Genomic DNA, 18,664 nt, shown 5'->3' with positions numbered 1-18,664 from the left:
GGGATCATGCATTCGCGTCGCCTGAACAGCTTCGGCCCCTACCTGCTGCTGCTCGCCACCTGCGTCGCGGGCTGGTGGTTCAAGGCGCATTGCGGCGCCTCATGGATCGGCGATGAGCAGTACATCACCGGCTGTTATTCGGATGCGGTGCCCTTCTGGGGGCTGCGCGGCGTTGCGGCGGGGCAGATCCCCTATGTCGAGGCGCGGATGGAGTATCCGGTGCTGACGGGGGCGCTGATCTGGCTGGAAGGCTTGATTGCGCGCGTGATCGGTGGGGCGCGGGCAGATGCGGCCGATTTCCTGCTTGTGGTGGCCTTGGTCAACGCTGTGCTGGCCTTTGCCGTGCTGCGGATGATGGAGCGCGCGGGGGTGCCAGCGGTGCGGCGCTGGTGGTGGGCGGGGGCGCCGCTGCTGGTGCTGTACCTGGGGCATAATTGGGACATGCTGGCCGTTGCGCTGGCGGTGGCGGCGTTCCTGGCTGCGCGGCGGGGGGAGGCGCTGAGCGCGGCGGCGCTGGCGGCGATCGGGACGGCGGCGAAGCTTTTCCCCGTTCTGCTGCTGCCACTGATCGGCCTCCAGGCGCTGTTGCCCGGAGGCAAAGCATGGCGGGAGCGGATCAGATCGGCCGCGATATTGACGGTCGTGGCCATCATGTTCTGGGCGATGTTCAACGCGCCGGTCGCCTGGCGGGCGTTCGACCATTGGAGCGAATTCTACACCTTCAGCCGCGAGCGTGGCGGGACCGCGGCGGCGGTGTGGGAGATCATGGGCGCGCAGGGCTGGTGGGTGAGCGATACCGAGACGCGCAACCTGTGGTCGTTCGTTGCCTTTGCCGGCGGCGCAGCGGCGATCGTGCTGCTCGGATGGCGGCGGCATAGTGACGCGCTCTGGGCGCTGTTCACCTCGGTGCTTGCCTGGTTCCTGCTGACCAACAAGGTCTATTCGCCGCAGTTCGACCTGTGGCTCTATCCCTTCCTGCTTATCACTTCGCGCAAGCTGTGGCCGGTCGCCTGGTTCGTGCTCGGCGATCTGGCGGCGTATTGGGCGGAGTTCTGGTTCTTCGCCTCGCCCGGCGGGGCCGGCATGGGGGTGACGCAGGGGCATATTGCCGTTGCGGCGGCGTTTCGTGCGGCGGCGATGCTGTGGATCATCGTGGATGCGGTGCGCAGCCCGGCGCCGGCGTGGCTGCTTATTCTGCCGCCAGCAACGTCTCCGCAGCCTGAAGGTCGACCGACACCAATCGGCTGACGCCGCGCTCGATCATGGTGACGCCGAACAGGCGGTGCATTCGGCTCATCGTGACGGCATTGTGGGTGACGATGAGGTAGCGCGTCTGCGTCTCGCGGCTCATCCGATCGAGCAGGTCGCAGAAGCGTTCGATATTGGCGTCGTCGAGCGGGGCGTCGACTTCGTCGAGGACGCAGATCGGCGCGGGATTGGTGAGGAACAGGCCGAAGATGAGCGCGACCGCGGTCAGCGCCTGTTCGCCGCCGGACAGAAGCGTCAGCGACTGGAGCCGCTTACCGGGCGGCTGGGCCATGATTTCCAGCCCGGCCTCGAGCGGATCGTCCGAATCGACCAGCTCGAGATGTGCCTGGCCGCCGTTGAACAGCGTCGTGAAGAGGCGGCGGAAATGGCCGTTCACTGCCTCGAACGCGGCGAGCAGGCGCTGGCGGCCTTCGCGATTGAGCGTGCCGATCGAGCCGCGCAGGCGGTTCACGGCCTGACCAAGCTCCTCGCGCTCCGCGGCATTGCCGCTGGCGCCCGCCTCAAGCTCTGCCAGTTCCTGCTCGGCGACGAGATTGACCGGGCCGATCCGCTCGCGATCGCGGACGAGCTTGTCGTGTGCGGCGGCCTCGTCCTGTGGCGAGCGGACCTCGGCGCTGTCGAAGCCGACCTTTTCGGGAAGGACGGGGGCGGGACATTCGAAGCGTTCGCCAGCAACGCGGCCGAGCTCGACGCGGCGAAGCTCCTGGCTTTCGGCGCGCGCGGCGGCGCCGGCGCGGGCCTCGCGTGCCTCCGATAGCGTTTCGCCGGCGCGGCGGGCGGTCTCCTCGCTCTGGCGAAGCTCGCTCTCGGCGTTGCGTTCGGCAGCGGCCAGTTCCTCGGCTGTTCGACGCGCGGCGTCATGCGCGGCGGCGGTGTCGGCGATGGCGGCGGCGAGTTCGTCCGGGCGCGCGGCGATGGTGGCGGTTTCAGCGGCGATCTCCGCCTCGCGCTTGCCCATGTCGGCGATCCGTCGCGCAGCGTCGCCGGCACGGGCGCGCCAGCTTTTCACATCGGCCTGAGCGGCGGCGAGGCGGGTGCGGGCGTCCTCCCCAGCGCGCTCGGTGGCGGCGCGGGCGGCGCGTGCTTCGGCGACGGCGGTGCGGCGGTGCTCGGCCTCGCGCTGAAGCGACGTGACGGTGGCGGCGGTGGCGCTGGTATCGGGCAGCGCCGTGAGCGCCGTGGCGGCGGTCGCGTGGTCGCGCGCGGCGTCGTCGCGCTCGGCGGCGGTTCGCGCCGCGCGGGCGTCGAAATCGGTGCGCAGGCCCGCAAGCCGTTCGAGCTGGGCGGTGGCGCGATCCTGCCGGGTGCGAGCGTCTCGGGCGGTGGCATCGGCGCGGGCGAGCTGCTCGCGCGCGGTGCGCGCCGCGGTGCGGGCGGCGGTGATCGTCGCTTCCTCACGGGCGAGATCGGCCTCGGCGGCCTGCACGCGATCGCGGGCGGCGGGGAGCGCTGCGTCGATCGCGGCAAGGCGGTTCAGGCGTTCGAGCCGCTCGGCCGCGGCGGCGCCGCTTTGCCGGGCGACATAGCCGTCCCAGCGGCGGAGCTGGCCGGTGCGGGTGACGAGGCGTTCGCCGGGGGCGAGCGGGCGCTGATCGTCCGTGTCGAGGACGATGATGTGCGCGAGGCGGGGGCTGAGGCGCGCGGGGGCGGTGACGTGGTGGATCAGGCGGTCGGCAGCGGCCGCCGGGGGCGTCGTGGGGTCGGCCGCCGCATCTGACCAATAAGTATCGGCTTGCTGGTCGAGGCCGATTTCGAGGTCGTCGCCCAATGCTGCGGCAAGGGCGCGTTCGTAGCCGGGGGCGGCGCGGACGTGATCGAGCAGGCGGTCGCGGCCCTTGCGCTCGGTCGCGCGGCGGAGCGCGGCGGCCTCGCTGTCGAGCGCGGCGAGATCGGCGCGGGCGGCGGCGCGGGTGGCCTGTGCTGCGTCGCGCGCGCTCAGGGCTGCGCGTTCGGCGACCTCGGCGTCGGCCTGCGCGGTGCGGGCTGCTTCGGCTTGGTGAAGGGCGGCTGCGAGCGTCGCGGCGGCGGTATCGCGATCGCGCTCCAGCGGGGCGGCGTCACCGAGCGCGGCGAGCTGCTGCGCGATTTGTGCCACTTCCCGCTCGGCGCGGTCGAGGCGGGTGCGTGCGGCGGCGGCGGCGGCATGGGCGACGCGCGCGTCGGCGGCTTCGGCGGCCTGGCGGGCGAGTGCCTGGGCGAGCGCGACCTCGGCATCACGGGCGAGGCGTTCGGCGTCCGCCAGTGCGGCCTCCCGGATGGGGAGGTCGGTGGCGGCATTGGCGATGGCGGTTTCCAGTGCCTTTCGCTCGCTATCGAGCCGGGCGAGCGCCTCGGCCGCGTCATGGGCGAGCGCGCCTTCGCGGCGGCGGTCGTCGGCGATGCGCGCGGCGGCCTGTGCAAGGTCAGCGAGGCGGCGACTTACAGCCTGTTCCTCGGCGCGCAGCCCGGCGAGTTGATGCGCGATTTCTCCGCTGTGGTCGCGGGCGGCCAGCGCGGCGGTGCGGGCGGCGGCGAGCGTTTCGGTGGCCTGCGCCTGTGCGGTGGCGGCCTGCTGCTGGAGAATATTGGCCTGCGTCACCCGCGCCTCGGCCGCGATCGCCTCTGCCCTGGCCAGATCGGCGGCGGCGGCAGCTCCGCGCCAGCGGGCGAAGATCATGCGGGCTTCGGCGACGCGGATCTGGGTGGAGAGGAGGCGGTATTTTTCCGCCTGGCGTGCCTGGCGACGGAGCGCGGCCGCGCGGGCTTCCTGATCGGCGATGACTTCGTCGAGGCGCAACAGATTGGCCTCGGTCGCGCGCAATTTCTGTTCGGCGTCGCGGCGGCGGACGTGGAGGCCCGCGATGCCGGCGGCTTCCTCCAGCATGGCGCGGCGGTCGGTGGGCTTGGCGGCGATGACCGCGCTGATCCGGCCCTGGCTGACGAGTGCGGGGGAGTGGGCGCCGGTCGCCGCGTCGGCGAACAGCAGCGACACGTCCTTGGCACGTACGTCCTTGCCGTCGATGCGATAGGCGCTGCCTGCGCCGCGTTCGATGCGGCGGACGATTTCGGTCTCGTCGCCGTTCACTTCGGCGAGGAGGGAGACTTCGGCGAAGTCGCGCGGGGGGCGGGTGGCGGTGCCGGCGAAGATCACGTCTTCCATGCCGGCGCCGCGCATCGACTTTGCGCTATTCTCGCCCATCGTCCAGCGCAGCGCTTCGAGCAAATTGGACTTGCCGCAGCCGTTGGGGCCGACGACGCCGGTCAGCCCCGGCTCGATCCTGAGATCGGCCGGATCGACGAAGCTTTTGAAGCCGGAAAGGCGCAGCCGCTTGATCTGCACAGTCGCGCAGTCTTGGCGCGATCAGCGGGCGTTGCGCAAGGGGGCGTCAGTTGCGCTGTGCGATCAGCCCGCGCGCGATCACCTGCGCCTGGATTTCCGCCGCGCCCTCGAAGATGTTGAGGATGCGCGCGTCGCACAGGATGCGGCTGATCTCGAATTCGAGCGCATAGCCGTTGCCGCCGTGAATCTGGAGCGCGGCATCGGCATTGCTCCACGCGGCGCGGGCGGCGAGCAGCTTCGCCATGCCGGCCTCGATATCGCAGCGCTTGCCCGAATCCTTCGCGCGGGCGGCGGCATAGGTGAGCTCGCGCGCGGCGATGAGATCGACGAGGCTCATCGCCAGTTTGTCGGCGACGCGCGGGAAGTGGATGATCGCGCGGCCGAACTGCTGGCGATCGACCGCGTAGGACAGGCCGAGTTCGAGCGCGCGGCGGGCGACGCCGACGGCGCGCGCGGCGGTCTGGATCCGGGCGCCCTCGAAGGTGCGCATCAGCTGCTTGAAGCCCTGGCCTTCCTCGCCGCCCAGCAGGGCGTCGGCGGGGGCGGACATGCCGTCGAAGGAGAGCGCATATTCGCGCATCCCGCGATAGCCGAGCACCTCGATTTCGCTGCCCGACATGCCCGGCGCAGGGAAGGGATCGCCCTCGGTGCCGCGCGGCTTGGGGACGAGCAGCATCGAGAGGCCGGCGTAACCCTTCGCGTCCGGCAGCGTGCGGGCGAGCAGGGTCATGAGGTCGGAGCGGCTGGCGTGGGTGATCCAGGTCTTTGCGCCGTCGATGCGCCAGCCGTCGCCATCCCCCTCAGTGGCGGCGCGGCGCGCGCGGGTCTGAAGCGAGCCGAGGTCGCTGCCGACATCGGGTTCGGTGAAGACGGCGGTGGGCAGCACCTCGCCGCTGGCGATGCGGGGCAACCATTCGGCCTTTTGCGCCTCGGTGCCCGAGCCCGCGATCAGTTCGCCGGCGATTTCGGAGCGGGTGCCGAGCGAGCCGGCGCCGATCCACCCGCGCGACAGCTCCTCGGTGACGATGCACATGACGAGCTTCGACAGGCCAAGGCCGCCGTAATTCTCGGGGATGCAGACGCCGAACGTGCCGAGCTGCGCCATCTTGGCGACGGTGACGTCGGGGATCAGATCGTTGGCGAGATGCCAGCCGTGGGCGTGGGGCAGGATCTCGGCATCGGTGAAGCGGCGGAACTGGTCGCGGATCGCGTCCAGCTCGGCATCGTGGAGCGTCTCGCTGGGCCATTCGCCGGCGGCGAGGCGATCGACCAAGGCGCGGCGATCGGCGGCGGCGTCATGATCGAGGAGGTCGGCGCAGGCGGTTGCGAGCGTGCGCGCCGGGGCGGCGAGGCCGAGGTCGGCGGGGCGGAACAGTTCGTTCTGGCCCATCGGCAGGCCACCGACGAGCTGAGCGATGCTCTCCTGAACGGCGAGGCGGGCGACGAGGGCGTTGACGTCCCCTGAGTTGCGGTCCGCCCAGTCGGCCACCGCCTCCAGCGCGGCGACGGTAGTGGCGACCCAGGCGAAGCCGTGCGCCGCGCGCTGCTCGGTGTCGATCGGCGCGGCGTCCAGCCGGGCCGCGAGGGCGGCACGGGCGTCGTCGCGATAGCGTTGCGCCGCCGCCAGTGCCTCCCCCAGCATTATGCGCGCTCGAAGACCGCGGCGATGCCCTGGCCGCCGCCGATGCACATCGTCTCCAGACCATAGCGGCCGTCACGGCGGACGAGTTCGCGGGTCAGATTGGCGAGGATTCGGCCGCCGGTGGCGCCAATCGGGTGGCCGAGCGAAATGCCCGAGCCGTTGACGTTGAGGATTTCGTTGCGGCTGTCGTCCTGGCTCCAACCCCAGCCCTTGAGCACGGCGAGCACCTGCGGCGCGAACGCCTCGTTCAGCTCGACGAGGTCGATGTCGGACCAGGAGAGGCCGTTGCGGGCGAACAGCCGCTCGACCGCCGGGACCGGGCCGATGCCCATGCGCGAGGGGTCGCAGCCGGCCGCGGCCCAGCTGTGGAACCAGGCGATCGGCTCAAGCCCCAGTTCCTCCAACTTGTCCTCCGCCACGACGAGGCAGGCGGCTGCGGCGTCATTCTGCTGGCTGGCGTTGCCGGCGGTGACGACGCCGCCCTCGATCGGGCGCAGACGCCCAAGCGTCTCCAGCGTGGCGTCGGGGCGATAGCCCTCGTCGTGGTCGAACACCACGGGCTCGCCCTTCTTCTGCGGCACCGAGACGGGGACGAGCTCGTCGGCGAACAGGCCCTTTTCCCAGGCGGCGGTGGCGCGCTGGTGCGAGCGGACGGCATAGGCGTCAGCCTCCTCGCGGCTGATGTCGTAATCCTTGGCGAGATTCTCGGCGGTCTCGATCATGCCGCTGATGACGCCGAAGCGTTCGACCGGCTGCGACATCAGGCGGCCGCGGGTGAGGCGGTCGTGGATCGTGAGGTTGCCCGAGCGCACGCCCTTGCGGATGTCGGTGGTGTAATGTTCGACGTTGGACATGCTTTCGCAGCCGCCGGCGACGACCACGTCGCTGACGCCGGTTTGCACCATCATCGCGGCGTCGATCACGGCCTGAAGCCCCGAGCCGCAGCGACGGTCGAGCTGATAGCCCGGCACCTCGATCGGCAGGCCGGCGGCCAGCCATGCCCAGTGGCCGATCGCGGGCGCCTCGCCATTGCCGTACCCTTGCGCGAACACGACGTCGTCGACGCGGGCAGGATCGATCTTGGTGCGCTCCATCAGCGCCTTCAGGATCGTCGCGCCAAGCTGGCCCGCGGTGAGCGAGGAGAGGCTGCCGCCGAACTTTCCGACGGCGGTGCGGATCGGGGCGACGATGGCGGCGCGGCGCAGGCCGGTGCTGGCGGACATGGGGCAACTCCTGTCAAAAACGGAGATGCGACGGCAGGTGTCCGGGCGCTCTCCTTACTGTGTCTGCGCCTATCGGATGGCCGGTCCGGTTTCAACCACATGGACCGCTTTTCAGCCCGTTGAATGCCGCGGCGGGGAGCGGAAAGGGGCGTCTTGCGCCGGGCGCATCGGCAACGCTATGGCCGGCGCATTCGCAAGGACCCGGTGAAAGCCCGGGTGGCTATCCCGGCCGCTGATCCGCCGGGCAACCTGCACAGATGTCATTTTTCCTGCCGCCTGCCTTGTCGTGCGCGCGGCGTTCTGTGTTGCGTTCAACGAACAGGTTTCCCCTTTTCATGCTTTCCCGTTTCCGAACTGAATGGTTCGCTGGTGCCGGCGACGTGCGGCGCGAGGCACTGGCCGGCATCGTCGTGGCGCTGGCGCTGATCCCCGAGGCGATCGGCTTTTCGATCATCGCCGGGGTCGATCCCAGCGTGGGCCTGTATGCCTCCGTCGTGATCGCCATCGTCATCTCGCTGCTGGGCGGGCGTCCCGGCATGATCTCCGCCGCCACCGCCGCAGTCGCCGTGGTGGTGACGCCGCTGGTGCGCGACCATGGCGTGAACTACCTTTTTGCCGCGACCATCCTGATGGGGGTGATCCAGATCGCCGCGGGGCTGCTGCGGCTCGACCTTCTGATGCAGTTCGTCTCGCGATCGGTCATCACCGGGTTCGTCAATGCGCTGGCGATCCTGATCTTCATGGCGCAGGTGCCGCAGCTGATCGGCGTCAGCTGGCACACCTATGCGATGATCGCCGCGGGGCTGGCGATCATCTACCTGCTGCCGCGGGTGACGAAGGCGGTGCCGTCGCCCTTGGTGGCGATCATCATACTGGCGATCGTCAGCATCGCGATGAGCCTGCCGGTGCGTACGGTGGGCGAGATGGGGCGGCTGCCCGAGGGGCTGCCTAGCCTTGCGCTGCCCGACGTGCCGCTGACGCTCGAGACGTTGCGCATCATCCTGCCGTTTTCGCTGACCATGGCGGCGGTGGGGCTGCTGGAATCCTTGCTGACCGCACAGATCGTCGACGACATGACCGATAGCGACAGCGACAAGCGGCGCGAGTGTATGGGGCAGGGCGGCGCCAACATGGTCGCGGCGCTGGTCGGTGGCATGGGTGGCTGCGCGATGATCGGCCAGTCGGTGATCAACGTGACGTCGGGCGGGCGCAAGCGGCTGTCGACCTTTATCGCCGGCGCGTTCCTGCTGTTCCTGCTGACAATGCTCGGCCCGATCGTGGGGCAGATCCCGATGCCGGCGCTGGTCGCGGTGATGATCATGGTGTCGATCGGCACGTTCAGCTGGAATTCGATCCCGAACCTGCGCCGCCATCCGCCTACGTCATCGGCGGTGATGCTGGTGACGGTGGCAGTGGTGGTGGCCACGCATGACTTGGCGCAGGGCGTGCTGGCCGGCGTGCTGCTGTCGGGCATCTTCTTCGCGGGCAAGGTGCGGCGGATGTTCGCCGTTGTGCGCGAGACGGAGGGCGAGCGGGTGCTGTACCGGGTGAGCGGCGAGATATTCTTCGCCTCGGTCGATCGCTTCACCCGCGCCTTTGCGCCCGAGGCGGGACGCGCGGTGACGATCGATGTGTCGGCGACACATTTCTGGGACATTTCGGGGGTGGGCGCGCTGGACAAGATCGTCGCGCGGCTGCGGCGCGACGGGTCGGTGGTCGAGGTGGTCGGCTATAATCGCGCGAGCGCCGATCTGATCGACCGCTTCGCGTTGCACGACAAGACCGGCGTCGAGCTAGGCGCCGTGCCGCATTGAGGCCTGACACGTCGTGCCGGGACAGGCCCGGCATGACGTGACGGCTGGATTGCGAGAGTTCTACTCTGCCGCCACCTTGGCGGCGTCGCTGGCGGCCTCCAGCTCGGCGGCCTTCGCCTCGACCAGGCGGACGATGTGGTCGATCATGCCCTCGTCCTGGACGACATGGTCGGTGACGCCCGAGAGGTACACCATGTGCTTGCCATTGCCGCCGCCGGTGAGGCCGATGTCAGTTTCGCGCGCCTCGCCCGGGCCGTTGACGACGCAGCCAAGCACGGAGAGCGACATGGGGGTGCGGATGTGCTGGAGGCGTTCCTCCAGCGTCTGCACGGTGCGGATGACGTCAAAGCCCTGGCGCGCGCAGCTGGGGCAGCTGACCACGCGGACGCCGCGGTTGCGGATGCCGAGCGATTTCAGGATCTCGAACCCGACGCGCACTTCCTCTTCGGGTTCGGCCGAGAGCGAGACGCGGATCGTGTCGCCGATGCCGTACCAGAGGAGCGAGCCGATGCCGATCGCGCTCTTCACCGTGCCGCCGACGAAGCCGCCCGCTTCGGTGATGCCAAGGTGAAGTGGGCAATCGACCGCCTCGGCGAGCTGCTGGTACGCGGCGACGGCGAGGAACACGTCGGACGCCTTTACCGCGACCTTGAAGTCGTGGAAATCGCGGTCCTGCAGCAGCTTGATATGGTCGAGCGCGGACTCGACCAGCGCCTCGGGGCAGGGCTCGCCGTATTTTTCGAGCAGGTCCTTTTCCAGGCTGCCGGCGTTGACGCCGATGCGGATCGCGCAGCCGTTCGCCTTGGCCGCGTTGACGACTTCGTTGACGCGATCGGCCGAGCCGATGTTGCCCGGGTTGATGCGCAGGCACGCGGCGCCGGCGTCGGCCGCCTCGAGCGCGCGCTTATAGTGGAAATGGATGTCGGCGACGATCGGCACGCGCGCGGCGCGCACGATCTGCTTCAACGCGGCGGTGGATTCGACGTCCGGGCAGCTGACGCGGATGATGTCGACGCCGGCATCCTCGCAGCGACGGATCTGGTCGATCGTCGCGCGCGCATCGTCAGTCGGCGTGTTGGTCATCGTCTGCACGGTGACGGGCGCGTCGCCGCCGACGGGCACGTTGCCGACCATGATCTGGCGGCTCGCGCGGCGGTGAATATCGCGCCAGGGGCGTAGGGACATCGAAGGGCTTCCTATCGGCTTTGGCATCGATATAGCGCCTCCAACACATAAACGAAACGTGGGGCAGGACGATGACACTTTCGCTGTACGACGCGGTGATCCCGTCGAACATCCAGATCCTGGGCGCGATCGACCGCCTGCTGGACAAGGCGGAAGCGTTCGCGGCCGAGAAGGGGATGACCGCCGCCGAGCTGATCGACGCGCGCCTCGCGCCCGACATGCTGCCGTTCGGCTATCAGGTGAAATCGGTCGCGGAACATTCGATCGGCGGGATCGAGGGCGTGCGCGGGGGCAATTTCTCGCCCAGCATGGCGCCGTGGCCGACCGACTTCGCCGGCCTGCACGAGCGGATCCAGGGCGCGATCGCCGCGCTGGAGGCGGTCAACCGGGCCGAGTTCGACGCGCTGGCGGACCGCGACACGCAGTTTTCGATGGGTGAGCTGCGCATGCCGTTCACCGGCGCGCAGTTCCTGCTGTCCTTCGCGCAGCCCAATTTCTATTTCCACGCGACGACGGCCTACGGGATCCTGCGCGCGCAGGGGATGAAGATCGGCAAGCGCGATTTCCTGGGGGCGCTGCGCATCAAGCGGTGAAGCGTGCGGCCATCGCGCGGGACTGATCTCCAGCAACGTTTCGAAACAATCCGCGGGCGCTATAGCGCCGCGCCATGGACGACGTTGCGCCGGTTGCGCGCCATTATGGAATCGACTGGTTGCGCATCGGCGCGTTCGGGCTGCTGATCATCTATCATGTGGCGATGGTGTTCGCGCCCTGGCCGTGGGTGGTGAAATGGCCCGAGACGTTCCCGTCGCTGATCGTGCCGATGGCGCTGCTAACGCCGTGGCGGATCCCGTTGCTGTTCGTGGTCGCAGGGTTTGCGACGCGGCGGCTGATCGCGCGCATGCCCAGCATCGGTGTGTTCGCGCATCAGCGCAGCCTTCGCCTGCTGGTGCCGCTGGCCTTCGCCATGCTGGTCTTGTTGCCGCCCGAATTGTGGGTGCGGGCACAACTGGCGGGGGATGCCGATAGCCTCGCTAGGTTCTGGCTGCACGATTACTGGCGCCCCTGGGCGCAGAACGGCCGCGGCTTTCCGCAATGGGAGCATATGTGGTTCGTCGTCTATCTGTGGGCCTATACCATGGTCCTCGCATTGCTGCTGGCGCGGGTCGGCGCGGGGCGGATCCAGGCGTGGTTCGAGTGGCTGGCGGTGGGACGGCGGATCATCTGGGCGCCGATGCTGGCGCTGGCCGGCGCGAAGGTCGCGTTGATGTTCATCGTGCCGGAGACGCACGGACTGACCACCGACTGGTCGGGCCATGTCGGCTATCTGCCGCTGTTCCTGTTCGGCTTCGCGCTGGGCGGATCGCTAGCCTTGTGGCGCGCGATCAGGCAGCATTGGGTGGGCGCGCTGGTCATCGCCGGGCTTTGCTCGCTGGTCGTCGTCGGGGTCGAGCTGCAGTACCAGGGGACGGACGTGCCGGGCCACGCGCTGATGGCGGCGAACCGCGCGGCGCGGCGGGCGATGGCGTGGGGCGTGATCATCGCGCTGCTGCGACTGGGGGACGGGATGCTCAACCGCGATCACCCGCTGCGCCGGCCGCTCGCGGAAGCGGTGTTCCCGGCCTATCTGATCCATCACCCGGTGCTGGTCGTCCTGGCGTGGGTGATCCCGGCGTGGGGAATGAGCGCGGGCGCAGGCTTTGTCTTCCTGCTGAGCGCGACCGCCGCCGCCTGCGCCGCCTGTTACGTGATCGGCCGCGACATTCCCTGGCTGCGCCCGCTGATCGGCCTGGCGCCAGCGACACCCCGGCCAGCGCGGCGGCTGGCCTAGCGGTATCCGCCCTGCTAGTTCCCCGGCGATGCAGCGGCATTACGGCCTCGACTGGCTTCGGATCGGGGCGTTCGCGATCCTGATCCTGTATCACATCGGCATGGTGTTCGTGCCGTGGGGCTTCCACGCGAAGCTTGGCGCCGAACAATGGGTGACGGTGCCGATGATGCTGTCCAACCCGTGGCGACTGTCGCTGCTGTTCCTGGTGTCGGGCTATGCCAGCCGGGCGCTGTTCGTGCGGCATCCGGGGCCGTGGCCGTTCGTGCGCAACCGCACCGCGCGGCTGCTGATCCCGCTCGCCTTCGGCATGGCGGTGATCGTGCCGCCGCAGCCGTGGGTCGAGCTGGTGACGCAGCATGGCTGGTCGGGCGGCTTCCTGGCATTCTGGACGGGCGATTATTTCGCGTTTCGCCGGATCGACGGCATCGCGCTGCCGACGTGGAACCACCTTTGGTTCGTTGCCTATCTGTGGGTCTATACGCTGGCCTTTACCGCGATGCTGGCGATCACGCCGAGCGGTGTTCGGGAAGCGGCGCAGCGGGCGTTCGAGCGGCTGTTCGGCGGCGTCGGCGCGCTGATCCTGCCGATGGCCTGGCTGATGCTGGTGAGCGGCGTGCTGTTCCCCGGTGCGCGCGAGACGCATGAGATGATCGGCGACTGGGTGGCGCATGCGACCTATTTCCCGATGTTCGCGCTGGGATACGCCATGGCCGGCAGCGAGCGGATGCTTGCCACCTTTGCGCGCTGGTGGAAGGTGACGGCGCTGGCGGCGCTGCTGGCGTTCCTGACCGTGGCGACGATCCAGATCGTCTTTGCCGGTTATCGGGTGACGCCGCGGCCGTTCGGCACGATCTTCAGCCTGGCGCGCGGGGTGCAGGGCTGGATGACGATCGCCGCGCTGATCGGCGTGGCGGAGACCTATTGGAACCGCGACCATCGCTGGCGGCCGATGCTGACCGAGGCGGTGTTTCCCTTCTACATCATCCACCAGACGATCATTGTCGTCGTCGCTTATTGGCTGCTGCTCGCCGGCCTGCCGCTCACGCTCGACTTCGTCATTCTGGTGGCGGCGACGGTGGCGGGATGCTGGGCCTTTTACCTCGGCGGGCGGCGCGTACCGTGGCTTCGCCCGCTGATCGGCCTTCGCCTGCATCGCCCGCGCGCGGACATTCCCGATCCCCGACCTGCCATTGTCTGAACACGCCAATTGTCTGACGAAAAGGAACATCATGCGCCTGTTGCTGCCCGTTCTTGCCGCTCTGCTCGCCACCCCTGCCATGGCGAAGGAGGCGCCGCGCTGGTCGCTGGCGATCCATGGCGGTGCCGGGGTGATCGAGCGTGACAAGCTGTCGCCCGAGCAGGACAAGGCGATCCGCGCCGCGCTGAAGCAGGCGCTGGCCGCCGGATCGGCAGTGCTCGACAAGGGCGGCAGCGCGCTGGACGCGGTCGAGGCGGCGATCCACGTGCTGGAGGATGATCCGCATTTCAACGCCGGGCGCGGCGCGGTGTTCACCTGGGAGGGCCGCAACGAGCTGGACGCGGCGGTGATGGACGGGCGCACCCGTGCCGCCGGCGCGGTGGCCGGTGTGACCGCCACGCGCCATCCGGTGAGCCTGGCGCGCGCGGTGATGGAAAAGAGCGACCATGTGTTCCTAACGGGCGCGGGGGCGGATGCCTTTTCGCGCGCGCAGAAGCTGGAACAGGCCGATCCCGCCTGGTTCGCGACGCCCGAGCGGCGGCGGCAGCTGGAGACGCTGAAGGCCAAGAAGCTGTCGGCGATCGACGTCGACCGCAAGTACGGCACGGTCGGCGCGGTGGCGCGCGATGCCAACGGCCATGTCGCGGCGGCGACCTCCACCGGCGGCGTGACGGGCAAGCGGTGGGGCCGGATCGGCGACGCGCCGGTGATCGGGGCGGGCACCTATGCCGACGATCGCGCCTGCGCCGTTTCCGCGACGGGTGCCGGCGAATATTTCATCCGTGAGGGCGTGGCGCATGAGATCTGCGCGCGCATCCGCTTCAAGGGCGACAGCCCCAAGGCGGCGGCCGATGCGGTGATGGCCGAGGTGCAGGCGCTGGGCGGCGACGGCGGCGTCATCGTCAACACGCCGTCGGGCGAGATCGCCTGGAGCTACAACACGCCGGGCATGTATCGCGGCCGGGTGAGCGCGGGCAGCGCGCCAGCCGTCGCGATCTACCGCGACGAGCCCTGACGCCGCGATCTACCGCGACGAACCCTGACACGAGGAGGAGCGGCGGCTGCCTGCGGGCGGCCGCCGACCTTATTGGCCGAACGAGCCGGCGCGGTAGAGCAAGGTGATCGCCACCCTGCGATTGCGCGGGTCCATCGGATTGTCGGTGATCATCGGTTCGCGATCGGCGACGCCCTCGATCCGGTGGAAGCGGCTTTCCGGCAGCCCGCCGAGTGCCAGCCGCCGGCGGGTCGCCTCGGCGCGGCCGGTGGCGAGCATCCAGTTGTTCATCGCGCGCGGATCGCCATAGGGCAGGCTGTCGGTATGGCCGCGGATCATGATCGGGTTCTGCGTTTCCCGGATCCCCTCCGCCACCATGCCGATCAGCGCTGACGCATCGCTTTCGAGCGCGGTCGTGCCGAGCGCGAACATCGAATAATTGGCGTCGTCGACCAGATCGATGCGCATGCCGTTGGGCGTCATGGTGAAGCGGATGTGCTTGGCGAGCTTCGCCAGATTCTGCCGCTCGCGCAGCTGCTTCTCCACCTGCTGCTTCAGCTTGGAGAAATTCCGGCGGTCCTCCTCCGCGATCGCCTGGCGGCTGCGCAGCGAGCCCTTGGCCCCGGTGCCGATCTGCGGCCCGCCAGCGCCGTCAGCACGCGCAACGATCATCGGCATGCGCGAATTGCCGTCGTGCGGCCCGGTCTTTTCCGTCGTGGTGACGGAATCGCCCCCTAGGAGCCCGCTGCCGCCAATGCCGAGCGACTTGGTGTTGAGGATGGTCGGCGCGAAATAATCGGCGATACCCTTGCGCTGTTTCTCCGTCGTGGCGCCGAGCAGCCACATCAGGAGGAAGAACGCCATCATCGCGGTCACGAAATCGGCATAGGCGACCTTCCACGCGCCGCCGTGATGGCCGCCGTGACCCTCGACGTAGATCTTCTTGACGATGATCTTGGGCGGCTGGTTGCTGCCATGGGGTGCGCGCGCGGCCATGGCTTACTTGCCCCGGAGGCCGTCGAACACCTCGGCAAAGCCGGGCTGGTTGCTGTGCGCGATGCCCGAGCGGGCGGCCTCGATCACCAGCGGCTGCGGGTGGCCGTGGAGCGAGGCGATGATGATCTGCTTCACCACGTGATAGATCGCGGCATCGGCATCGATCACCTGCTTCAGCCGCGAGGCGAGCGGGCTGACGATGCCATAAGCGAGCAGCACGCCGAGGAACGTGCCGACCAGCGCGGAGCCGATCATGCCGCCGAGCACGGTCGGCGGCTGATCGATCGAGCCCATCGTCTTCACCACGCCCAGCACGGCGGCGACGATGCCGAGCGCGGGAAGCGCGTCGGCGAGCGAGGTCAGCGTGGTGTGCGGCCCTTCCACCTCGTGATGATGGGTCTTGATGGCGTTATCCATCACCTCCTCGACGGCATGGACATCGAGCGTGCCGGAGGAGACGACCACCAGCCGCAGCGTGTCAGCGACCAGATTGACCAGCGTGTGATCGGCCAGCAGGCGCGGATATTCGGCGAAGATGGCGGAGGACTTCGGATCCTCGACATGCGGCTCCAGCGCGATCGGGCCTTCCATGCGCAGCATCTTCATCAGCTTCGACACGAGGAAGATGACGTCGAGATAATCCTGCTTCTTGTACTTGGGCCCCTTGAACACCTTGGCGAGGCCGCCGCCCATCGCCTTCAGCTCCTTGCCCGAATTGCCGATGATCAGCGCGCCGGCAGCGGCGCCGCCGATGATCAGCATTTCGTGCGGCAGGGCGTGGAGCACCGGACCCAGCGAACCGCCCGTGAAGGCAAAGCCGCCGAAGACCATGGCGATAAGAACAACAAGGCCGATGGCGGCGAACATCTTTATCCCCGGACGCTACATAAGGTGCTATCTGTCAAACGACCGGCCGGGCGATTTCTTTACCGCAAAAATTGCTCGTGAGGGGCGGGCGGGTCAGCGCAGATAGTCGAAGAGCGACAGGCTGGAGAGCTTGGAGAAGCTCGCCTGAGTCGCCTGCAGGATCGTCATCGTCTTTTGCAGCTGGACGATCGTTTCGGTCGGATCGGCATCCTCGATATCGGCGCGCACCAGTTCGCGGTCATCCGCGCTGGTTTTCAGCTGCGCGAGTTGCAGGTCGATGCGCACCTCGCGCGCGCCGAGCGACGTCTGCATCGCCGTCACCTGATCGCCGATCGCGGCGAGCGTATCGACCGCGCCGTCGGGGATCGGTTCGTCGGCGCGCAGCGCGGCGATGATCGCCGCCATCGCGGTGCCGAGGTCGTCGCCGTCCTTGACGCTAAGGAATTCGCGTGCGTTGACCGTCACCTCGACGCTCTGGCCGTCGCCGATCGGGATCGCTGCCGCCTTGCCATCGGCAAAGGTCAGCGCGCCGGCGGCGCCCGGCGTGACGGCGGTGCCGTCATCCTTGCCGCCGAACAGCGGGAGGCCGCGGGCATCCTTGCCGTTCGCCAGCGCGACGATCGATTCCATGATGCTGTCGAGCTCGGTCGCGATCACTTGCTTGGCGGCGGGCGAATTGGTGCCATTGCGGCCCTGGATCACCAGTTCGGAGGCGCGTTGCAGCCGCTCGGTCATCGAGGACAGGTTGGTGCCGGCCTGTTGCAGCGTCGCCTGGGCGAGCTTCACATTGGCGGCGTCCTGCGTGCCATCGGCGTTGGCGCGGTTGATCACCTGCAACCGCTGGTAGCCGACGCTGTCGTCCGAGGGCGCGAGCAGTTTCTTGCCGGTCGCCACCTGTTCGTTGAGCCGGTCGAAGTCCGCCTGCAATTTCTGCATCGACGCGGTCGAGCGGTTGTAGAACAGGTTGGTGGAAAGATTGACGCTCATCAGCGGATATCCAGCAAGGTCTGGAACGTGTCGCGGGCGATCGAGATGACTCGGCTGGACGCCTGATACGCTTGTTGGAAGCGGAGGAGGTCGACTGCCTCGCGATCGAGATCGACACCCGAGATCGCGTCGCGCGCGGCAATCGCGCCGTCGTGGATCGCGCCCTGCGCCTCCGCGACGACACCGCGCGCCTGGATCGCCGCGGCATTGGTCGAGACCATGTTGCCGATCGTGCCTTCGAAGCGCGCGCTGGTGCGCAAATTCTCCAGCGCGGCGAGATTGGCGTTGCCGCGCGTCCCCTCATCCGGTGCCGCCGCGGCGATCCCGCGCGGGTCGGTCATCGTCATGGCGATGTCGGTGGGCGAGTCGCCGACGGTGAACAGCGGCGCACCGGCGGCATTGTCGAGCGTGCGGCCGCCCGCCTGCACCGCGTTGACGCCGGCGACAAACTGGGTGGCGAGCTCGGAAAGCTCGATCCGCGCGCCTGCGATCCGCTGCGCCCCGTCGGCTATTCCGCCGAGCGCGCCGCCCTGCGGGGCCAGCACCGACACGGTGTCGCCATTGGTGACGGCAAAGGCGACGGTGCCTTGCGCGTTGCGCGCGTAGCTGACGGTCGCGACCTGATTGCCGCTCACCAGCGTCGTGCCCGCGCCGCCCCCGGCGCGCACGGTGGCGCGGCCGGCCGCGTCATAGGTGGCGGTGACGTCGACGAGGCCGCTCATCTGTTCGAGGATGGCGTCGCGCTGGTCGGCGAGATTGACGGCGGCGTTGGTGTTGGGCGTGACCCGGCTCAGCCCGTCATTCACCTTGGCGAGCGCGGCCGCCAGGCTGTTGAGATTGGCGACGGCGCCATCGGCGGTCGCGTCCAGTTCCGCCGTGGCGTTGGCGAGCGCGACGCCAGTGGCGGTGAAGGAGGCGGCGAGAGCGCTGGCCTGTTCCAGCATCACCGCGCGCGGCGCGGTGGCGGTCGGATCGGCGGCGACGCCTTTGGCGGCATTGAAGAAGGCGGTGAGGCGGCCCTCCAGGCCGGCGCCGGTCAGCGACGACTGGATCCGGTCCATCCACACGCCGCCAGCCTCGGTCCGGGCAAGATCGGCGCCGGCGGTGCGCACGGCGGCGGCCTTGAACTGGTCGGCGGCGCGGGTGACGCCAGTGACGAAGACGCCGTGGCCGGTCGCGCGGCCCGTCGTGCCCGACGCGCTGCTGATCTCCGTCGTCGTGATCGTCCGGCGCGAATAGCCCGTGACCCCGGCGTTGGCGATGTTCTCCGACACCACGCCAAGGGCGGTCTGATTCGCGCGGACGCCCGATGCGCCGATGGAAAGAAGGTCGCTCACGC

14 protein-coding genes and 1 other annotated feature are annotated in these 18,664 nt (G+C 69.0%); of the genes, 6 read left to right on the top strand and 8 right to left on the bottom strand.

The annotated features are described in order from the left end of the window. Positions 1 to 6: 6 nt before the first annotated feature. Complete coding sequence (locus ACH0BU_RS02180) at positions 7 to 1,248, top strand: glycosyltransferase family protein (protein WP_296220200.1); 1,242 nt, start codon at positions 7 to 9, stop codon at positions 1,246 to 1,248. Here ACH0BU_RS02180 and smc read toward each other — a convergent pair. From smc to ACH0BU_RS02165, 3 genes are read right to left on the bottom strand one after another with little or no spacing between them, the layout of a single operon-like run. After that, positions 1,190 to 4,588, bottom strand: coding sequence for a chromosome segregation protein SMC (smc, locus tag ACH0BU_RS02175; protein ID WP_296220197.1), 3,399 nt, complete (start codon positions 4,586 to 4,588; stop codon positions 1,190 to 1,192). The two genes, ACH0BU_RS02180 and smc, sit on opposite strands and share 59 nt — an antisense overlap. A gap of 46 nt (positions 4,589 to 4,634) precedes the next feature. Further along, positions 4,635 to 6,230 carry an acyl-CoA dehydrogenase family protein gene (locus ACH0BU_RS02170; RefSeq protein WP_296220195.1) on the bottom strand — a complete coding sequence of 532 codons (1,596 nt, stop codon included), beginning with the start codon at positions 6,228 to 6,230 and terminating at the stop codon, positions 4,635 to 4,637. Beyond that, the gene (locus ACH0BU_RS02165) at positions 6,230 to 7,453 is read right to left on the bottom strand and encodes an acetyl-CoA C-acetyltransferase (RefSeq protein ID WP_296220193.1); all 1,224 of its coding nucleotides are present in this window, start codon (positions 7,451 to 7,453) and stop codon (positions 6,230 to 6,232) included. The genes ACH0BU_RS02170 and ACH0BU_RS02165 overlap by 1 nt, the downstream gene beginning before the upstream one ends. Before the next feature lie 194 nt (positions 7,454 to 7,647). Continuing rightward, positions 7,648 to 7,703 (top strand) — a sequence feature (sul1 is cis-regulatory element that is thought to sense ions involved in sulfur or methionine metabolism; They are found in Alphaproteobacteria). A gap of 85 nt (positions 7,704 to 7,788) precedes the next feature. On the opposite strand from ACH0BU_RS02165, the gene ACH0BU_RS02160 reads away from it, so the two are divergent. After that, positions 7,789 to 9,267 carry a SulP family inorganic anion transporter gene (locus tag ACH0BU_RS02160; RefSeq protein ID WP_500263660.1) on the top strand — a complete coding sequence of 493 codons (1,479 nt, stop codon included), beginning with the start codon at positions 7,789 to 7,791 and terminating at the stop codon, positions 9,265 to 9,267. Positions 9,268 to 9,327: 60 nt separating this feature from the next. On the opposite strand, the gene ispG is transcribed toward ACH0BU_RS02160, so the two are convergent. Continuing rightward, positions 9,328 to 10,452, bottom strand: coding sequence for a flavodoxin-dependent (E)-4-hydroxy-3-methylbut-2-enyl-diphosphate synthase (gene ispG / locus ACH0BU_RS02155; protein WP_125944150.1), 1,125 nt, complete (start codon positions 10,450 to 10,452; stop codon positions 9,328 to 9,330). Between the two features lie 71 nt (positions 10,453 to 10,523). Between ispG and ACH0BU_RS02150 the strand changes: the two genes are divergently transcribed. The 4 genes from ACH0BU_RS02150 (at position 10,524) to ACH0BU_RS02135 (ending at position 14,496) form a co-directional block, all read left to right on the top strand. Beyond that, positions 10,524 to 11,045: a DUF1993 domain-containing protein gene (locus ACH0BU_RS02150; RefSeq protein WP_046407755.1), complete on the top strand. Its 522-nt coding sequence runs from the start codon at positions 10,524 to 10,526 to the stop codon at positions 11,043 to 11,045. Between the two features lie 74 nt (positions 11,046 to 11,119). Beyond that, positions 11,120 to 12,283, top strand: coding sequence for an acyltransferase family protein (locus ACH0BU_RS02145; protein WP_314471596.1), 1,164 nt, complete (start codon positions 11,120 to 11,122; stop codon positions 12,281 to 12,283). 28 nt (positions 12,284 to 12,311) lie between these two features. Continuing rightward, positions 12,312 to 13,481 (top strand): acyltransferase family protein, encoded by a 1,170-nt coding sequence (locus ACH0BU_RS02140; RefSeq protein ID WP_314471598.1) that lies wholly within the window; start codon positions 12,312 to 12,314, stop codon positions 13,479 to 13,481. Between the two features lie 79 nt (positions 13,482 to 13,560). Then, entirely contained in the window at positions 13,561 to 14,496 is a 936-nt protein-coding gene (locus ACH0BU_RS02135; RefSeq protein ID WP_500263685.1) for an isoaspartyl peptidase/L-asparaginase family protein, read from the top strand. 69 nt (positions 14,497 to 14,565) lie between these two features. Here ACH0BU_RS02135 and ACH0BU_RS02130 read toward each other — a convergent pair whose 3' ends face one another. The 4 genes from ACH0BU_RS02130 to flgK form a co-directional block, all read right to left on the bottom strand. Then, on the bottom strand, positions 14,566 to 15,471 hold the full coding sequence (locus ACH0BU_RS02130) for a flagellar motor protein MotB (RefSeq protein ID WP_296220239.1): 906 nt from the start codon (positions 15,469 to 15,471) through the stop codon (positions 14,566 to 14,568). A 3-nt stretch (positions 15,472 to 15,474) separates the two neighbouring features. After that, complete coding sequence (motA, locus tag ACH0BU_RS02125) at positions 15,475 to 16,338, bottom strand: flagellar motor stator protein MotA (RefSeq protein ID WP_046407760.1); 864 nt, start codon at positions 16,336 to 16,338, stop codon at positions 15,475 to 15,477. Between the two features lie 93 nt (positions 16,339 to 16,431). Beyond that, on the bottom strand, positions 16,432 to 17,325 hold the full coding sequence (locus ACH0BU_RS02120) for a flagellin N-terminal helical domain-containing protein (RefSeq protein WP_296220243.1): 894 nt from the start codon (positions 17,323 to 17,325) through the stop codon (positions 16,432 to 16,434). Then, positions 17,325 to 18,662, bottom strand: coding sequence for a flagellar hook-associated protein FlgK (gene flgK, locus ACH0BU_RS02115; protein WP_296220248.1), 1,338 nt, complete (start codon positions 18,660 to 18,662; stop codon positions 17,325 to 17,327). Before flgK ends, ACH0BU_RS02120 begins: the two co-directional genes overlap by 1 nt. Between the last annotated feature and the right edge of the window lie 2 nt (positions 18,663 to 18,664).

The organism is Sphingomonas olei (assembly GCF_045369765.1).
In the GTDB taxonomy this organism is placed as follows: domain Bacteria; phylum Pseudomonadota; class Alphaproteobacteria; order Sphingomonadales; family Sphingomonadaceae; genus Sphingomonas; species Sphingomonas panaciterrae.
The sequence above is the reverse complement of the archived record's forward strand: the minus strand, read 5'-3'. Positions and strand labels throughout refer to the sequence as shown.

Coding starts and splice junctions, on each gene's coding strand:
- ACH0BU_RS02180 (WP_296220200.1), top strand. CDS start 7: ATGCATTCGCGTCGCCTGAACAGCTTCGGCCCCTACCTGCTGCTGCTC.
- ACH0BU_RS02170 (WP_296220195.1), bottom strand. CDS start 6,230: ATGCTGGGGGAGGCACTGGCGGCGGCGCAACGCTATCGCGACGACGCC.
- ACH0BU_RS02165 (WP_296220193.1), bottom strand. CDS start 7,453: ATGTCCGCCAGCACCGGCCTGCGCCGCGCCGCCATCGTCGCCCCGATC.
- ACH0BU_RS02160 (WP_500263660.1), top strand. CDS start 7,789: ATGCTTTCCCGTTTCCGAACTGAATGGTTCGCTGGTGCCGGCGACGTG.
- ispG (WP_125944150.1), bottom strand. CDS start 10,452: ATGTCCCTACGCCCCTGGCGCGATATTCACCGCCGCGCGAGCCGCCAG.
- ACH0BU_RS02150 (WP_046407755.1), top strand. CDS start 10,524: ATGACACTTTCGCTGTACGACGCGGTGATCCCGTCGAACATCCAGATC.
- ACH0BU_RS02145 (WP_314471596.1), top strand. CDS start 11,120: ATGGACGACGTTGCGCCGGTTGCGCGCCATTATGGAATCGACTGGTTG.
- ACH0BU_RS02140 (WP_314471598.1), top strand. CDS start 12,312: ATGCAGCGGCATTACGGCCTCGACTGGCTTCGGATCGGGGCGTTCGCG.
- ACH0BU_RS02135 (WP_500263685.1), top strand. CDS start 13,561: ATGGCGAAGGAGGCGCCGCGCTGGTCGCTGGCGATCCATGGCGGTGCC.
- ACH0BU_RS02130 (WP_296220239.1), bottom strand. CDS start 15,471: ATGGCCGCGCGCGCACCCCATGGCAGCAACCAGCCGCCCAAGATCATC.
- motA (WP_046407760.1), bottom strand. CDS start 16,338: ATGTTCGCCGCCATCGGCCTTGTTGTTCTTATCGCCATGGTCTTCGGC.
- ACH0BU_RS02120 (WP_296220243.1), bottom strand. CDS start 17,325: ATGAGCGTCAATCTTTCCACCAACCTGTTCTACAACCGCTCGACCGCG.